A 15,054-nucleotide genomic window follows, 5' to 3' on the forward strand; every position below is an offset into this window, starting at 1 on the left:
GGGGTGTGAGGGGGCGCCGCGCGGGCGGCGCCCCCTCAGCGGATCACTTGGTGGAGCCGACGCCGACGAACGACAGGCCGGTGACCGCGATCGGCTTGAAGTCGATCAGGGTCTCCGGGTCGAACGCGGTGGGGGACTTGCGGTGGAAGATCGGGTAGAGCGGCACGTTCTCCGCCACCACGTCGAAGATCTCGTGCCACGCGGCCTTCTGGGCGTCACCCGTGGCGGCCGCGGCCGTCTCGAGCAGCTCCTGCACCTTGATGTAGGACTCCTGGCCCTTCCAGTGCATCCGGGAGTCGGTCCAGGTGTCGCCGGCGTACCACCAGCGGAGCAGCAGGTCGGCGTCGTCCCCGAAGACCGAGGGGTCGCCGGGGGCGATGACGATGTCGAACGACTCGGGCTTGCCGTCGATGGTGCCGTAGACGTCGGAGGAGGCCTTCTCCTCGTAGTTCACGGTCAGGCCGACGGCCTCCAGGGACTCCTTGATCATCGGGCGCACGGCGGCGAACCAGCCGTGGTTCGACGCGAGGAGGCGGACCTCCTTGAGGCCGGTCTCGGCCAGCAGCGCCTTCGCCTGGTCGGCCTTGCCGACCCACTGGGACGCGGCCTCCTTGTAGGCGGGGTGCTCCTTGTGCACGAAGGACGTCGACGGGGTCGCGAGGTCGGACATGCCGACCTTGCAGATCTTGTCGTAGTCCAGCGCGGCCATGACGGCCTGGCGGTTCTTGACCTCGGCCATCGGGCCCGTGCCGCAGTTGAACATCGCGAACAGCAGACCGAAGCCCTGCACGGCGGCGACCGACTTGGTGGACGCCAGCGTGGCCAGGTTCGCGGCCGGGACGGAGTCGATGGCCTGGACGGAGTCCGAGGTCAGCGCGTTGGTGCGGGTGGAGTCGTCGGGGATGACCTGCCACTCCATGGTCTTCACCCGCGCCGGGTACTGGCCCGTGTAGGTGTCGAACTTCTCGAAGACCAGCTTCTGGGAGGCCGCACCGTTGTCGGTCATCTTGTACGGGCCCGAGCCGATCGGGTTGAGGTCGAACGCCTTGGCGTCCGCCTCGACCGCGGCCTTGGGGACGATCTTGACCACCGAGAGGCGCTCGGCGACCAGCGAGAAGGGGTACTTCAGCTTCACGGTGACCGTCGTGTCGTCCTTCTTGGTGACGGAGTCGACGAAGGCGATGAAGGTGGCGTACAGGCTCTTGTTGGCCGGGTCGAGGACGCGGGCGAAGGAGAACTCGACGTCGTCGGTGGTGACCGGGGAGCCGTCGTGGAACACGGCGCCGTCACGCAGGCTGACCTCGTAGGTGGTGTCGTCGACCTTCTTGGGCAGGTCCGCACCGAGGGCGGCGTACACCTCGCGGGTGGCCGGGTGGATCTCGGTCAGGCCCTCCATGGTGTGCCAGTTGGCGGCCAGAGTGAGAGCCGACGACGTGGTCATCGGGTCGTAGCCGTTGGTGCCGAGCTGGTAGCTGATGGCGGCGGTGATCTTTTCGCCGGTGCCGGCGGTGCCTGCGGTGGGGGCGGCCGAGCCACCCGTGGTCGGGGCGGCGGTCTGCGCCGGCGTCGTGCCGCAGGCGGCGAGCGTGCCGGTCAGCGTGGCGGCGGCGCCCATCGCGCCGACGAGACGAAGGAATCCGCGGCGAGTCGTGCCGGGCAGGTTCTCCATTGAAGTTCTCCTAGATGTCGGACGTCGGATGTCTGACGTTGTGCCATTATAGGCAGGTCCAACGTCGAGGGAGCAAGCAATGAAGCCCGATCGTTACCGTGACGGGACGAACGTCACGGTGCAGGGGATCAAGGACCTGATCCTGGCCAGGGGCCTGAAGCCCGGCGATCCGATGCCGACCGAGGCCGTCCTCGTCGAGGAACTCGGCGTCTCGCGCTCCAGCATCCGCGAGGCCGTCCGCACCCTGGTGGCACTCGACATCCTCGAGGTGCGCCACGGCACCGGCACCTTCGTGGGCAAGCTGTCGCTGCGGCCGCTGGTGGAGGGGATGGTGTTCCGCGGCGTCCTGATGCCCGGCGACGAGAACGCCATGCTGCGCGAGATCGTGGAGGTGCGGACGGGGCTCGACATGAGCCTCGCGCCCCAGATCGTCGAGCGGCTCTCCCACGGCGACGCGGACGACCTGCGCGCGTGCGTGGAGCAGATGAAGGAGCGCGCGGCCCGCAACGAGCCGTTCCCCGAGGAGGACCGGATCTTCCACCTCCAGCTCGCCCAGCGCCTGGGCAACGCCCTCTACGGCCAGCTCGTCGCCGCCTTCTGGGACATCCACATGACCGTCGGCCCCTCGCTCGGCGCCGCCCCGCAGCGCGAGCTGAACGCCACCGCGCTGGCGCACGAGCGCATGCTCGATGCCGCCCTCGCCGGCGATCTGCCCGAGTACCAGGACGCCGTCCACGCCCATTACGAACCCATCCTGCGCATGCTCACCTCGTGGGCGTCCTGACCCGGTAAGGATTCACTCCATGGAAATCATCATCTGCCCCGACGGCGACGAGGTCGCCCGTGTCGCCGCCGAGACCGTCGCCCAGGTGTGCTGGCGCGTCGGCCCCGACGTCGTTCTCGGCGTGGCCACCGGGTCCTCCCCGCTCGCCCTGTACCGCGACCTCGCGGCGCTGGTGTCCGCGGGCAAGGTCGACCTGTCGGGCGCCTCGGCGTTCGCCCTCGATGAGTACGTCGGGCTCCCCGAGGGGCACCCCGAGTCGTACGCTGAGGTGATCCGCCGCACCGTGACCGAGCCGCTGGGCCTCGACCCCGCCCGGGTGCGCGTGCCGGACGGGCGCGCCGACGACATCGAGGAGGCCTGCGAGCGGTACGAGCTGGCCATCCGGGACGCCGGAGGCGTGGACATCCAGATCCTCGGCATCGGCGCCAACGGCCACATCGGCTTCAACGAGCCGTCGTCGTCGCTGTCCTCCCGCACGCGGATCAAGACCCTCACACCGAAGACCCGCGCGGACAACGCCCGCTTCTTCGACTCCCTCGACCAGGTGCCGGTGCACTGCCTCACCCAGGGTCTGGGCACGATCCTGGACGCCGCCGAGGTGGTCCTCGTCGCGCAGGGCGCGAGCAAGGCGGACGCCGTTGCCGCCATGGTCGAGGGCCCCGTTTCGGCCAGCTGCCCCGGTTCGATCCTGCAGACCCACCAGTACGCGACGATCGTCGTCGACGAGGCCGCGGCCTCCAAGCTCGCCAACCACGAGTACTACCGCTGGGCCTACGCCAACAAGCCCGCCTGGCAGGGCTTCGGACAGGACTGATCGCCGTGCTCCTCCTCCGCGCCGACCGCGTCTTCACCGGGTCGGAGATGCTCGCCCCCGGTGAGCTCCTGCTCGACGGCGATCGCGTGGTCGACGTGGGGGAGGCCCCCACCCCCGCCGACAGCCCCGGTGTTGTCCGCCGACAGCCCCGGCCTTCTGCGTCGACAGCCCCGATCGAGGTCGTCGACCTCGGCGACGTCACGCTCGCGCCCGGCCTCGTCGACGTGCACAGCCACGGCGGCGGCGGCTTCGCGTTCGGCGAGGACCCGGACGCCGTGCTCGCCACCCACCGCGTCCACGGCACCACGACGATGGTCGCCTCGACCGTCACCCAGTCGCTGGACGAACTGGAGCGCCAGGTCCGCCTGCTCGCCGAGCGCGTCCGCGACGGGTCGCTGGCCGGCATCCACCTCGAGGGCCCGTGGCTGGCCGAGAAGTACAAGGGCGCCCACCCGGTCGACAAGCTGCGCGACCCGCTGGTCGACGAGGTCCGCGGGCTGCTGGACGCCGGCGGCGGCGCCGTGAAGATGGTCACCATCGCCGTCGAGAAGCCGGGTGCCCTGGAGTCCGTCAGGCTCATGGCCGAGCGCGGCGTGGTCGCGGCGCTGGGCCACTCGGACTGCACCTACGACCAGGCGGTCGCCGCGATCGAGGCCGGCGTGACCGGCGCCACCCACCTGTTCAACGCCATGCCGGGCCTGCACCACCGCGAGCCCGGCCCGATCCTCGCCCTGCTCGACGACCAGCGCGTCTGGTGCGAGCTGATCGTCGACGGCGTCCACCTGCGCCCCGAGTTGGCGGCGTGGGTCATGTCGGTCTCCGACCGCGTCGTCCTCGTGACGGACGCCATGGCCGCGGCCGGCTGCCACGACGGGGACTACCTGCTCGGCGACCTCCCCGTGGTCGTCGACTCCGGCGTCGCGCGGATCGCTGGCACCGACACCATCGCCGGCTCCACCCTCGTGCTCTCGCGCGGGGTGCAGGTCGCCATCGAGGCGGGCGTCACCCCCGAGGTGGCCCTCCGGGCCGCCACGCTCAACCCCGCCCGCTACCTCGACCTGGACGCCGTGGGCGAGTTCACCCCCGGCGCCCTCGCCGACGCGGTGGTGTTCGGCCCCGATTGGTCGGTCGAGAAGGTGCTCTTCCGGGGCGACTGGGTCTGACTGGACGAGGCGTGGGCGTCCGGCTGGCTCCGCCCGGCTGATCGGTGGTCCCGTCCTGCCGACGGACTCACTCACGTGCGTGGCTGAGGGGCGCTTGTGGCCCGCATGCCGTGTCTGCTCCACTCACGTGAGTGAGTTTGTCTCGCAGGAGGTGGGGTGGGGCTGGACGAACGAGCCTCCCGCGGGTACCGGGCCGCACCGAGGTCGGCCAGACTGGGCGCATGACGTTCACGACCGCCGACGTGGCCCGCATGCGGCTCATCGCCCACGGGCTCGTCGAGCCGATCGGGGACGCCGCGGAGGTGGTCCGGCACCTCGGCTGCACGCAGGCGCAGGACTACCCGGGCTCCACGGCGTCCATCGCCCTGCGTACGCGTGAGCGCACGCTCGTCGGCGTGCGGGCCGCCTACGACGCGGGCACCATCGTGCGCAGCTGGCCGATGCGCGGCACGCTGTTCGCCGTCGCCGCCGAGGACCTGGGCTGGATGCTCGGCGTCACCGCCGCGGCGGTGCAGCGCAGCACGGTCAAGCGGCGTGCGGAGCTGGGCCTGACCGACGACATCTTGGCCCGCAGCGCCGCGGTGGCACGCGAGGCGCTGGCCGGCGGAGGGCTCGTCCGGGCCGACGTCCTGGCCGCATGGGCCGAGGCCGGCCTGCCGGTGGACGCCGGGCGAGGCTACCACCAGCTGTTCCACCTCGCGGTCGACGGGGTGATCTGTCTGGGGCCGACCGACGGCACGCAGCAACGCTTCGTCCTCACCCAGGAGTGGATCACCGCGCCCCGCCGGCTCGAGGGCACCGACGCCGTCGCCGAATGGTGGCTCCGCTACGCCACCAGCCACGGCCCGGCCTCGGTGGCCGAGTTCCGCTGGTGGACGAAGCTGCTCGCCCGCGACGTCGCCCCCGCGGTCGAGGCCGTCCGTGACCGGTTGACCACGATCGAGGTCGACGGCCAGGAACTCTGGCTGGCCCCGGACCTGCCCGACCGCTACGCACGTCTGGCCAAGGACGCCGCCCGGCCGTTCCTGCTGCCCGGGTTCGACGAGGTCGTCCTCGGCTACGGCGACCGGTCGTACGTGATGACCCGCGAGCAGGAGGCCCTGGTCGTGCCCGGCCGCAACGGGGTCTTCAAGCCGACGCTGGTCGTCGACGGGCGCGCCGTCGGCACGTGGACGAAGCCCACCCGCAAGGGCGTGGCGGTCGAGATCGTGGCGTTCGGCAAGGCGCCGGCGGCGTCCGTGCTCAAGCGGCTCCCCGCGCTGCCCTCCTGACGGGCTCGACAAGCTCGGACACGTGCGGTTCGGGCTTGAGTTCCACGGCGTCTGGGGGACGGCTTCACTCGGAGTCGTCGGTCCTCGGCCGGGGGAGTGCCACGACGTGGACGATGCCGTCGAGTCCCTCGTAGTCGCTCGGGTTCGTCGTGTAGAGCGGCAGGCCGTTGCTGGCTGCCGTGGCTGCGATCATCAGTTCGGCGATGCGTCGGCGAGGCGTTCGGCCGCTGGCCTGCACGGCCGCGCACATCAGGCCGTAGCACCGGGCTGCTTCGACCCCGAACGGGATGGGGTCGAAGGTGCTCTCGACGAACTGGAGTACCGCGACCCGACGTGCCCGTTCGGCGGCGGTGTCGGGGGCATCGGGGCGTACCACAGGTCGTTGATGTGGCCGTCCTGCACTGCGGCGCGCAGTCCCTCGATGTGCACGTCATCGAGCGGTTCAAGGGAAACAAGGTGCCCGGTGAGAGTCGTCGGCGTGAGGAATTGCATGGTCAACACCTACCGGATCGCGCGAGCTCTGGCTGCCATTCCGCCCCCGCGGCGGCATGACCGGCCGAGGCATGATGGCCGTGTGACTGGGCCGAGGCAGACGCGACAGGGTGCTGAGCACCAGCGACGCTCCGTGGAGCGTGGAGCAGTGGCCGTGGGGCTGGCAGGGCTGGCCGCCTTCCAAGCAGCCCTTGCGATCGGGACCCCTTGGGGCCGAGCCAGCTACGGCGGCGCTCACATCGGCGTGCTTCCCAGCCGCCTCAGGGTCGTGAGCGCAGGAGCCGCGCTCCTCTACAGCGGACTCTCTGTCGCGATCGTGAGTCGTCGCACCCCGCTGAGGGTGCGCCGCCATGTCCTGACCGGAATCACCGCACTGATGGGTGTGGGTGCCGTCCTGAACGGCATCTCGCCTTCCTGGCCCGAGCGAGCGACGTGGACTCCTACAACCGCCCTGCTGGCAGCACTGGCTTGGCGAACTCGCCGGGACGGCTGAGACGTTCCTCCGAGCGGCATGTGCGCGCGCTCAGCCGAGGGCCAATTCGCTGGTGTAGACGTCGTGGTCAGACAGCCGATCGCCTCGCCGGCCCTCGGCGACGACCCGAGTGACGCCAACGATCTCCGCCGCCTTCGGGACAGCGATGTGGTCGATCGTGAACAAGCCCGGAATGCAGTGCGGCAAACCCCGCGTGACCAGCTGCAACTGGCGGTCAGCGAGCACGCTCCTGATCGCGGTCCTGCCAGCGAGACTGCCGGCGTATTCGCGGCCCTCCATGGCGTGATTCCAGTCGCCGCCCCACACCAGGGCGCCGACGGGTAGCCCAGCCATCAGTTGCTCGAGTGCCCGGGAGGTCTTCTCGCTGGTGGTGCCTTCTCCCCAGGGCTCGGTCCCGCAGGTGCGCCACGGAAGGACGCTGTTGCACCACACCCACCCCATCACGACGGCGGCAGCACTGGCCGGGTGCGGGTCCGGTAACGGCTCGATCCGGCTGCGGGAGAAGACACCCGCCCAGTGCCTTCGTTCGCCCATCCTGGCGACGGTGAAGTGCGACCCGAACCCCGGCAAGGATGTGTCGTCGCGCACCTCGGTGAGCAGCCACACATCACACTCCTGGGCAGCCAGCAACTCACGATGGGCCTCGCTCCAGCGGCCCTCCAGATTCCACGTCCCGACGCGCACCCCGTCATCCTGCCCGACAGCCCGCCGCTCGGCGGTGAGCGCACAATGAGCCATCGGCGGCATGAGGGAGCGTTGCGTGGGGCAGTGTTGCCCCACGCTGCGGGCCTCATCAGCTTTGCGCGGCCAGGTATGCGGACCGAGCCTCTTGAAGTTCCTTCCAGTGAATCTCGAGTCCCGGGAGGGTCGGAGAAACGCCTAGAGTCACGAGGGGCTGCGAATGCCCTGCGATGAAGCCGCAGGCGTCTTCAAAGATCCGCACAACAACCTCGCTCGCGGCTGGTAGGGCGCCCGCCTTGATGTTGGCCAAGGTAGTCATCCGGATGTTCGGCTGGTATCGCTGAGAGACCCCAGCTAACAACTCCACCTCGGTGAACACCTCACACCATGACCTGATCCAGTCGTAGCCTTCTCGGACCAAGGCCGCCCGCGCTTCGCCCTCAACCGCCCGCGCGGCCTCGATGGTCTTGTTGATGTTGGCCCTGAGGTTGCCGAGGGAGTCCCAACGCGGGCCGGAGGCCCTGGTGACTTGGCCCTTGCCATCGTCGTCAGTGATCTGGAAGTACGTGCAGCGCTTCGATGTCTCGAACAACGACAGCAGCGTCGCCGCAAAGAAGATGTCGTGCGTGAAGACGATGACTTGGTTGTGGTCAGCGAGGCTTGCGATCCGTCTCGCAACCTCGTTGATGCGACGGTGGTCGAGACTGGAGACCGGGTCGTCGAAGATGACGGGTGCTGTGATCCCTGAGAGCCGCGCCTCGGCGAGGAAGTCCGCGAGCGCCAACACCTTCTGCTCTCCCTCGGAGAGAATCTTCGACGGCTTGTGTCGTCCGCCAAAGGTCTTGCGTCGGTGAGCGCGCCCTTGGCGGCCGACGAATTCGATCCTGAGCTCCGGCGCACGGAGAGCCATGCACTCCTCGGTGAACAGCACCTCGAAGCTGTGGTTGACGAGTTGATCGCTGGCGGCCTTGGCGAGTTCAGTCACCGAGCGGCCCAAGGCGGTGAACCTGCCGGCCAGCATCCGAAGCCGATCGGCCTCCTTGGCGCGCTCGACTTGTGCCTGAATCGTCGGCCAGGACTTGCCCAACTCCCCTGCCGCGATCAACTCAGCCAGCTCGTTCTTCTTCTCCTTGAGGGCGTCGGACCGGTTCTCGGACTGCGTCCTCAGATCAGCGATCTCGTCGGTGAGAAGCACGAGGGAGGCATCCAGGGCAGCCCTTACGGTGGGCACGTCCTCGACAAGGGAGGTGTCGATCGAATCTTCCGCTCGTATCGCAGCACTCAGCGAAACAACGGCCTCTTGGATGGCTGAGACGTCGGCGTAAGCGCCAGGCTTCTCCTCCTGGTCCTGGTGCTCGGCGAGGAAGGTCGTTACGTCGGGCGCGGTGACGGCGAGTATCGGCCGGGTTAGGACATTGATGCTCTCGTGGGTCTCTGCGATGTCCAAGCTGATCTTGTCCGATAGATACTCGCCGTACTTCGCAACGAGCGCCTTGGCTGGGTCGGATAGTTGCTGACGGCAGTAGAGACACCTCTCCGAGTCGTGAACACCCAACACCTCGAGGTGGGCGCGGTACCCCTCGCCCGCTGTTACGAATGCATCCCACGTCTCGTCAGGGTCTGCCGGAAGGTCAGCGGCCGCGAAGAGCTCCGTTCGGAACGTGCGGTAGTCCTGCTGCAACTCAACCAACCGCGCATGCAGCGAGTTGAGCTTCTCCACGTCCAGCGCTTCGAGGGTGGCGGCAGCCTTGCTCGCCTGACGCTGCACTCGCTCAGCCCGCACGCGTTCTGCGATCTGCGTCGAGAGCGTGTCCGCTTCGAGCGCAGCAACCGCGCGACGCAGGAAGTCGATCCGCTGATCGACGTCGCTCCCCCGGTCGGCGCGGGCGTGGAGCGCCGCGAGGTCGGTTGAGGCCCCTAACGTCTCCACGAACGGGTAGATAGTCGACTCTCTCGGAAAGCGGCTCAGGAGAGTCGTAGAGCCAGATGCGAGCTCCCGAATCGTCACGTCGACCCGGTCATGGACGCCCTTCAACGCGGCGTTCACATGGTTGAACAACGAGAGCACCGTCGGCACATAGACGTACTCCAAGTCGTCGTCGACGTGAAAATTCACCGAAGGGCTGTCAAAGATAGACATACGGGTGAACGGGGAGACTCCCTGTTCACCCGTCCACTCCAGGACCTTTGCGTCGGGACCGAGGGTGTACTCGACCTTGGCAGTCTGAGCCACCACTTCTTCGGCCGCAACGTTCCCAAGGATCGTGTCGGCGGTGCGGCTACCGGCAAGTGCCTTGAAGATCCGCGAATAGCCCGTCTTGCCAGTGCCGTTCTCGCCGAACAGGATGGTCATTCCTGCGTGCGGCTCGATAACGGAACCGGGTACGATTGCGTTGACCCCTGTCACCTCCGAAAGCTTGGTAACGGCCAGTGGAAGCGCGGCGTCTTCTTCCGTAAGGTCAACCGCAAGCGGTGCCTCTGAGGGGAGCGTGCGCTCATCAATCCCCTTCTCCTGCCGGAAGAGGGAGTGCGCCGCGTCGAGAGCTGCCGCCGGCAGAGCGCGTCCGGAGTTGAGGACTTGCCGGACGATCGCCCTAACCCACTCGTCCTGCTCGTTCGCCCACGCTGCGAGCACCTCCCGAGGGTCGGGTGCCACTCCTTCCTGGGGATCGCCCCCCACTGCGGTCGATTCATCAAGCATGCCCGCCAACCTATACCGTGAACTGTCAGACTCTCCATCTTGGTAGTCTCGGCCCCTGATCAGACCTAGAGCACCTATAACATTAAGGGCTCCTCCGGAAAATGTCCCCGACCCTTCGCGGTGGCGCGGACCGCGCGTTGGCTATGTCATGTCGATCTGACCCCAAGCTGACGGCCTGATTCGCCCCCGCTGGACGCACAGCAGGACACCGACGGGGGGCAAACCGGTAAACGCCTCACGCTGATAGGAAGACGTTGTTGCGGCCGGGGTCTGGCGTAGCGAACGTCCTCAGTCCCTAATCCCGATGCTCGACAGCACCAAGCCGTTGGTAGACCAAGTGAACTAAACGAAACCCTCTGGTACGTGAGCCTAGTGCGTGTCAGTGGCGCCTGATGCCTGTGCTCGCAGCCAGCCGATTCGCTTCCGTGCGGACCATTTAGCGGCACCAGGTGGGAATCTTGCGCCGTCCCACTCCTCTATTTCGATGTGAGGCAGCGTCCAGTGGTAGCGGAGTCGTTCGGGCGGCCATCCGAGTTCGTCGTCGCCAGCGTAGTTCGACTCGGTCTCGTCAGGCACGTCGTGTCCTGCTCCAGTGAGGGCCGCGACGAAGGTTTCGCGGGAACGTTCGAGCCAGTCGTGGATGCGTGCCAGGGGGATGGCGTCCTTGCCGCCGCCGATCCATGCTTGATTGCTCGCGAATGTAGTAGTGGTGTGGTCGAAGCAGGCGAGCGCCAGTTTCCTCGCGGAAGGCCCGCCAACCTCCTCCCAATGCTCAGACACGTTCCGCATCAGGTGCAACAACTCCTGGTCGATCATGATGGGCCGGTCGGCTGCGGGGATCCGTTTCAGGGCGGTCATGACGTGGTTGCAGGCCACGATGAGGAATCGCAGGTCGACAGCCATTTGCATCGCGAGTGCTGTCGTCACGACCCTGATCGGCCGCCGTGGATCGTACGGCTGGTGGTCGCGATCCATCTCGTCCCGCCAGCCGCGTTCACTGTCGTCGTCACCGCTGTTCCTGTGGCGAAGCTTGGTGTCGTACTCGGCGGCGAGCCACTCGTTGAACACATCCTCGAACCGGTGCGCCTGCATACGCGCCCCGTCGACCCACATCAGGCCGTTCCACCACGCATCCTCGTCGGGGATCGGCTGCGACTTCACCACGCACCGGATTCTTCCATCGCCGCACCCCGCCTGGGGTCGGGCAACGCCACTCCTTCTCCCGGTTCCTCGACCTCACGCAGTATCGCACCGCCATCGACACAGGCGCGGGCCGGCATGAGAGCCGACAACCGATGTTGATCATGACCCAGCGGCGCCGCCCCGCAGCCACGGCCATCGGCTGTCCTGCCCACGCCTGTCGACCCTCCTGCAATCGGCATATCGCCCGCGCGGCGTGCGGCAGAAGCGGACGTTCTCACCCCGCCCTTCTGGGTTCCTACTGACGGCTCGAGCGGTTCCACACCACGTGCCCAAGCGGCAACGCGGACCGGATCGACAACCTCCTCACGGTGCGCCAGACCCTGTCCAACTACGGCAACCGGGCCGGCAAGCGCCTGACGGTAGCGGTCGGAATCACCCAAACCACCGTCGCGAACACGATCCAGACCGGCAAGAAGACGGCAGACTGCCTTGGCCGAACCGGCACTGACCGTCGCTGCAAGTACATCTATTAGCCTGAACCATGACCATCACCGTATCGACCATCGCCTTCGACGCTGTCCTGGAAAGCCGGCCGGGTCTGACGGTCTGGCTGTCGAGAGGTTTCGTGTCCGGCGACGTGTGCGGCTTCGAGCTGTTCGTCATCGCCTCATCGCAAGATCCAGCCGTGCTGTCGCGGATGAGCGACGAGATCATGTGGTGGGGCCAGGATTCCCCGGAGTCATCGCTGCAACTCGAACTCCTCGCCGACGGCCGTCCGGTGCCGATTACTTTGGCAGCAAGCGGGTCCTCAACCGGCGAAGGCGAAGGCAAAATGGTAGCAAGGTTGAACGTCGAGTTCCCGCCGCCAGCGGCAGCCCGCCTGACCCTGACAAGCTCCAGCCCGGCCTGGGGTCTCCATGCGGAGGCCGACTTAGACAGCGCCGAACTGGCCCGTTCGCTGAAGCGCTGGGAGGAGTCGACCAGAACTGCCTAGCCGAGTTCGGGCCACCAGAACCGTGACTGCCTCACGGGACGGTGGGTCACGGCCAGATCTGAGCCGCAGCGCCGCGCTGGCCGGAACCCGTGGCCGGAAGGGCCACTCTTCAGCGACGTTCTGCACGGGGCGTTGAAGTATGCACATCGCGGCGCTGGGACCGGGCCCGCTCGCCGACTCCGTCGAGCACTCCGTCAATGCGCTCCATGCCTCACCTCTGCTGCAGAACGGGCGGACAGTCGCCGCCCTGCGCTGAGTGTGTCCGATCCGGAACCCGGCCGCTGGAATACGCCGAAGGATGCGACCGCACATCGGCACTTCCGGACGGCGGCAAATCCGGTAAACGAGGCTCATGGTCGATATGCCACATAGGCGTGGGGTTCACGGTGCTGGCTCAGAGTCGTGGGGGCAGGTCTGGTCACTAATGACTGTATAGTCAGCGTGTGCTGACTATTGCTTCTCGCGTGGATGTGATGAACCGGTTGGGGCGGGCGATGGCCGATCCGACGCGTTCGCGCATCTTGTTGTCGTTGCTGGAGGGTCCGGGCTATCCGGCCCAGTTGGCACGTGACCTGGAGCTCACCCGGACGAATGTCTCCAACCACCTGGCGTGCCTGCGGGGGTGTGGGATCGTCGTGGCCGAGCCGGAGGGGCGCCAGACGCGCTACGAGATCACCGACCCGCACCTCGCGGCGGCGTTGGTCGCACTGGTCAACGTGACCTTGGCGGTGGACGAGGACGCCCCCTGCATCGACCCTGCCTGCGGGGTGGCGGATTGCCCGTCCCACCGAGATGACAAGGAGGCGCGCGCATGAGTGACGCATGCTGCGGCGACGCACCCGCCCGGGCTGAGGTCGGTGCGCAGGAGGAGGTTGAGCAGCCTTGGTGGCGTGATCGGGCCGTCGTCCTGCCGATCCTGTCCGGGGTGTTCCTGGCCGCCGGGTTGTTGGTGGAGTGGCTCGCCGGGACGCCGGCGGCGAGGATCGTGGCCTTGGTGTTGTTCTGGTTGGGCCTGCTCGCCGGGGCGTCCACGTTCGTCCCGGGGGCGCTGCGGAACCTGGTCCGCAAGCGGAAGTTGGGGATCGGGCTGCTGATGACGATCAGCGCCGTGGGTGCGGTCATCCTGGGCTACGTCGAGGAGGCGGCGGCCCTGGCCTTCCTGTACTCCTTGGCCGAGATGCTCGAGGACAAGGCGATGGACAGAGCCCGCAGTGGCCTGCGCGCCCTGCTGAAACTCGTTCCCGAAACGGCGACCGTGGCGCGGGGCGGGCGGACGGTCACCATCCCGGCGAGGGAACTCACCATCGGGCAACTGATGCTGGTCCGGCCCGGCGAGAGGGTCGCGACCGACGGTGTGGTGCGGTCGGGACGCTCCAGCCTGGACACGTCGGCGATCACCGGGGAGTCGATCCCGGTGGAGGTCGAGGCCGGTGATCCTGTGTCGGCGGGTTCGATCAACACCTCTGGCGTGTTGGAGGTCGAGGCCACCGCCGCCGGCACCGACAACTCGTTGACCACGATCGTCGAACTCGTCGAGCAGGCTCAGGCGGAGAAGGGCGACCGTGCACGGTTGGCGGATCGGATCGCGCGTCCGCTCGTGCCCGGCGTCCTCGTGCTGGCGCTCCTGGTGGCGGTGGTGGGCTCGCTGTTCGGGGACCCCGAACTGTGGATCACCCGCGCCCTGGTGGTGCTGGTAGCCGCCAGCCCGTGCGCGCTGGCGATCTCGGTGCCGGTCACGGTGGTGTCGGCGATCGGCGCGGCGAGCAAGTTCGGCGTCATCATCAAGAGCGGCGCCGCCTTCGAACGGCTCGGCTCGATCCGGCACGCGGCCATGGACAAGACCGGCACACTCACCCCGAATCAACCCGTTGTCACCGCAGTGGTGACGACCGAGGGCTGGAGCGAGTCCGACGTGCTGTCCCACGCGGCGGCGCTGGAGCGGCAGTCCACCCATCCGCTGGCATTGGCGATCGTCGCCGCAGCATCCGATGCTCCCGCCAGCGTGCACGTGGAGGAGACGGCGGGGCACGGTGTCCTCGGGACGGTCGAGGGCCGCCGCGTCACGGTCGGCAGTCCGCGTTGGATCGACGCCGGCCAACTCGCCGACCGCGTCGAACAACTCGAGGGCGAGGGACGGACCTGCGTCCTGGTCACCGTCGACGGCGAGACGGTCGGGGTGATCGGTGTGCGCGACGAGTTGCGCCCCGAGGTGCCCGAGGTCGTGGCCACCCTCGCCGACCAGGGTGTCGGGGTGAGCATGCTCACCGGCGACAACGCCCGGACAGCGGCTGCGCTGGGCCGCGACGCGGGCATCGCCGACGTGCGGGCCGAACTACGCCCGGAGGACAAGGCCGGCATCGTCGCGGAACTCGACGAGCGGGTGCCCACGGCGATGATCGGCGACGGCATCAACGATGCACCGGCCCTGGCCGGGGCGACGGTCGGCATTGCGATGGGGGCGACCGGGTCGGACGCCGCCATCGAGTCCGCCGACGTGGCCTTCACTGGCCACGACCTGCGGCTCATCCCCCAGGCGTTGGCCCACGCCCGCCGCGGTGGACGGATCATCAACCAGAACATCGTGCTGTCGCTGGCGATCATCATCGTCCTGCTGCCCCTGGCGATCACCGGTGTGCTGGGACTGGCCGCCGTGGTGCTGGTCCACGAGGTGGCCGAGGTGGTCGTGATCGCCAACGGCCTTCGGGCCGCCCAAACCAAGCGCACCGAGCTCACCCCGATCGGTCCGGGCGGCTCCGCGCGCGCAGCCGACGACTTGGCTGTGGCCACCGCCTGACGGCGCGCCCGGCACGAACTGAAATCAATCGCCCTGCTGGACCCTGGCCACATAG

The 15,054-nt window shown here is 68.1% G+C and carries 13 protein-coding genes; 8 read left to right on the forward strand and 5 right to left on the reverse strand.

The window, feature by feature from the left end; translation table 11 throughout:
• Nucleotides 1–43 precede the first annotated feature (43 nt).
• A complete protein-coding gene (locus tag J4N02_RS01085; RefSeq protein WP_188333707.1) occupies nucleotides 44–1,669 on the reverse strand; it encodes an ABC transporter substrate-binding protein in 1,626 nt (541 codons plus the stop codon).
• A 79-nt stretch (nucleotides 1,670–1,748) separates the two neighbouring features.
• On the opposite strand from J4N02_RS01085, the gene J4N02_RS01090 reads away from it, so the two are divergent.
• The 4 genes from J4N02_RS01090 (at nucleotide 1,749) to J4N02_RS01105 (ending at nucleotide 5,701) form a co-directional block, all read left to right on the forward strand.
• Nucleotides 1,749–2,453 carry a FadR/GntR family transcriptional regulator gene (locus tag J4N02_RS01090; RefSeq protein ID WP_188333706.1) on the forward strand — a complete coding sequence of 235 codons (705 nt, stop codon included), beginning with the start codon at nucleotides 1,749–1,751 and terminating at the stop codon, nucleotides 2,451–2,453.
• A gap of 19 nt (nucleotides 2,454–2,472) precedes the next feature.
• Nucleotides 2,473–3,267, forward strand: coding sequence for a glucosamine-6-phosphate deaminase (gene nagB / locus J4N02_RS01095; RefSeq protein WP_188333705.1), 795 nt, complete (start codon nucleotides 2,473–2,475; stop codon nucleotides 3,265–3,267).
• 5 nt (nucleotides 3,268–3,272) lie between these two features.
• Nucleotides 3,273–4,430, forward strand: a complete 1,158-nt coding sequence (nagA, locus tag J4N02_RS01100) for an N-acetylglucosamine-6-phosphate deacetylase (protein WP_243760837.1) — start codon at nucleotides 3,273–3,275, stop codon at nucleotides 4,428–4,430.
• Between the two features lie 221 nt (nucleotides 4,431–4,651).
• Nucleotides 4,652–5,701: a winged helix DNA-binding domain-containing protein gene (locus J4N02_RS01105; RefSeq protein ID WP_188333704.1), complete on the forward strand. Its 1,050-nt coding sequence runs from the start codon at nucleotides 4,652–4,654 to the stop codon at nucleotides 5,699–5,701.
• 64 nt (nucleotides 5,702–5,765) lie between these two features.
• Here J4N02_RS01105 and J4N02_RS01110 read toward each other — a convergent pair whose 3' ends face one another.
• From J4N02_RS01110 to J4N02_RS01125, 4 genes are all read right to left on the reverse strand, one after another.
• Nucleotides 5,766–6,077 (reverse strand): hypothetical protein, encoded by a 312-nt coding sequence (locus J4N02_RS01110; protein ID WP_188333703.1) that lies wholly within the window; start codon nucleotides 6,075–6,077, stop codon nucleotides 5,766–5,768.
• A gap of 639 nt (nucleotides 6,078–6,716) precedes the next feature.
• Entirely contained in the window at nucleotides 6,717–7,370 is a 654-nt protein-coding gene (locus J4N02_RS01115) for an endonuclease/exonuclease/phosphatase family protein (RefSeq protein WP_188334873.1), read from the reverse strand.
• 109 nt (nucleotides 7,371–7,479) lie between these two features.
• The gene (locus J4N02_RS01120; RefSeq protein WP_188334830.1) at nucleotides 7,480–10,068 is read right to left on the reverse strand and encodes an AAA family ATPase; all 2,589 of its coding nucleotides are present in this window, start codon (nucleotides 10,066–10,068) and stop codon (nucleotides 7,480–7,482) included.
• 369 nt (nucleotides 10,069–10,437) lie between these two features.
• Nucleotides 10,438–11,232: a hypothetical protein gene (locus tag J4N02_RS01125; RefSeq protein WP_188334831.1), complete on the reverse strand. Its 795-nt coding sequence runs from the start codon at nucleotides 11,230–11,232 to the stop codon at nucleotides 10,438–10,440.
• Nucleotides 11,233–11,579: 347 nt separating this feature from the next.
• On the opposite strand from J4N02_RS01125, the gene J4N02_RS01130 reads away from it, so the two are divergent.
• The 4 genes from J4N02_RS01130 to J4N02_RS01145 all read left to right on the forward strand — a co-directional run bounded on the left by J4N02_RS01130 (nucleotide 11,580) and on the right by J4N02_RS01145 (nucleotide 14,999).
• Nucleotides 11,580–11,744, forward strand: coding sequence for a hypothetical protein (locus tag J4N02_RS01130; protein WP_188334862.1), 165 nt, complete (start codon nucleotides 11,580–11,582; stop codon nucleotides 11,742–11,744).
• An 8-nt stretch (nucleotides 11,745–11,752) separates the two neighbouring features.
• Entirely contained in the window at nucleotides 11,753–12,205 is a 453-nt protein-coding gene (locus J4N02_RS01135; protein WP_208091061.1) for a hypothetical protein, read from the forward strand.
• A gap of 443 nt (nucleotides 12,206–12,648) precedes the next feature.
• On the forward strand, nucleotides 12,649–13,020 hold the full coding sequence (locus tag J4N02_RS01140; RefSeq protein WP_208091062.1) for a helix-turn-helix transcriptional regulator: 372 nt from the start codon (nucleotides 12,649–12,651) through the stop codon (nucleotides 13,018–13,020).
• The gene (locus tag J4N02_RS01145; RefSeq protein WP_188334697.1) at nucleotides 13,017–14,999 is read left to right on the forward strand and encodes a cation-translocating P-type ATPase; all 1,983 of its coding nucleotides are present in this window, start codon (nucleotides 13,017–13,019) and stop codon (nucleotides 14,997–14,999) included. Before J4N02_RS01140 ends, J4N02_RS01145 begins: the two co-directional genes overlap by 4 nt.
• Nucleotides 15,000–15,054: the final 55 nt, after the last annotated feature.

The sequence above is a fragment of the Propioniciclava sp. MC1595 genome, assembly GCF_017569205.1.
GTDB lineage: Bacteria > Actinomycetota > Actinomycetes > Propionibacteriales > Propionibacteriaceae > Propioniciclava.

Bases quoted from the DNA above. Each gene is read 5' to 3' on its own strand.
- J4N02_RS01085 (WP_188333707.1), bottom strand. From the start codon at position 1,669: ATGGAGAACCTGCCCGGCACGACTCGCCGCGGATTCCTTCGTCTCGTC.
- J4N02_RS01105 (WP_188333704.1), top strand. From the start codon at position 4,652: ATGACGTTCACGACCGCCGACGTGGCCCGCATGCGGCTCATCGCCCAC.
- J4N02_RS01145 (WP_188334697.1), top strand. From the start codon at position 13,017: ATGAGTGACGCATGCTGCGGCGACGCACCCGCCCGGGCTGAGGTCGGT.
- J4N02_RS01090 (WP_188333706.1), top strand. From the start codon at position 1,749: ATGAAGCCCGATCGTTACCGTGACGGGACGAACGTCACGGTGCAGGGG.
- nagB (WP_188333705.1), top strand. From the start codon at position 2,473: ATGGAAATCATCATCTGCCCCGACGGCGACGAGGTCGCCCGTGTCGCC.
- J4N02_RS01135 (WP_208091061.1), top strand. From the start codon at position 11,753: ATGACCATCACCGTATCGACCATCGCCTTCGACGCTGTCCTGGAAAGC.
- J4N02_RS01120 (WP_188334830.1), bottom strand. From the start codon at position 10,068: ATGCTTGATGAATCGACCGCAGTGGGGGGCGATCCCCAGGAAGGAGTG.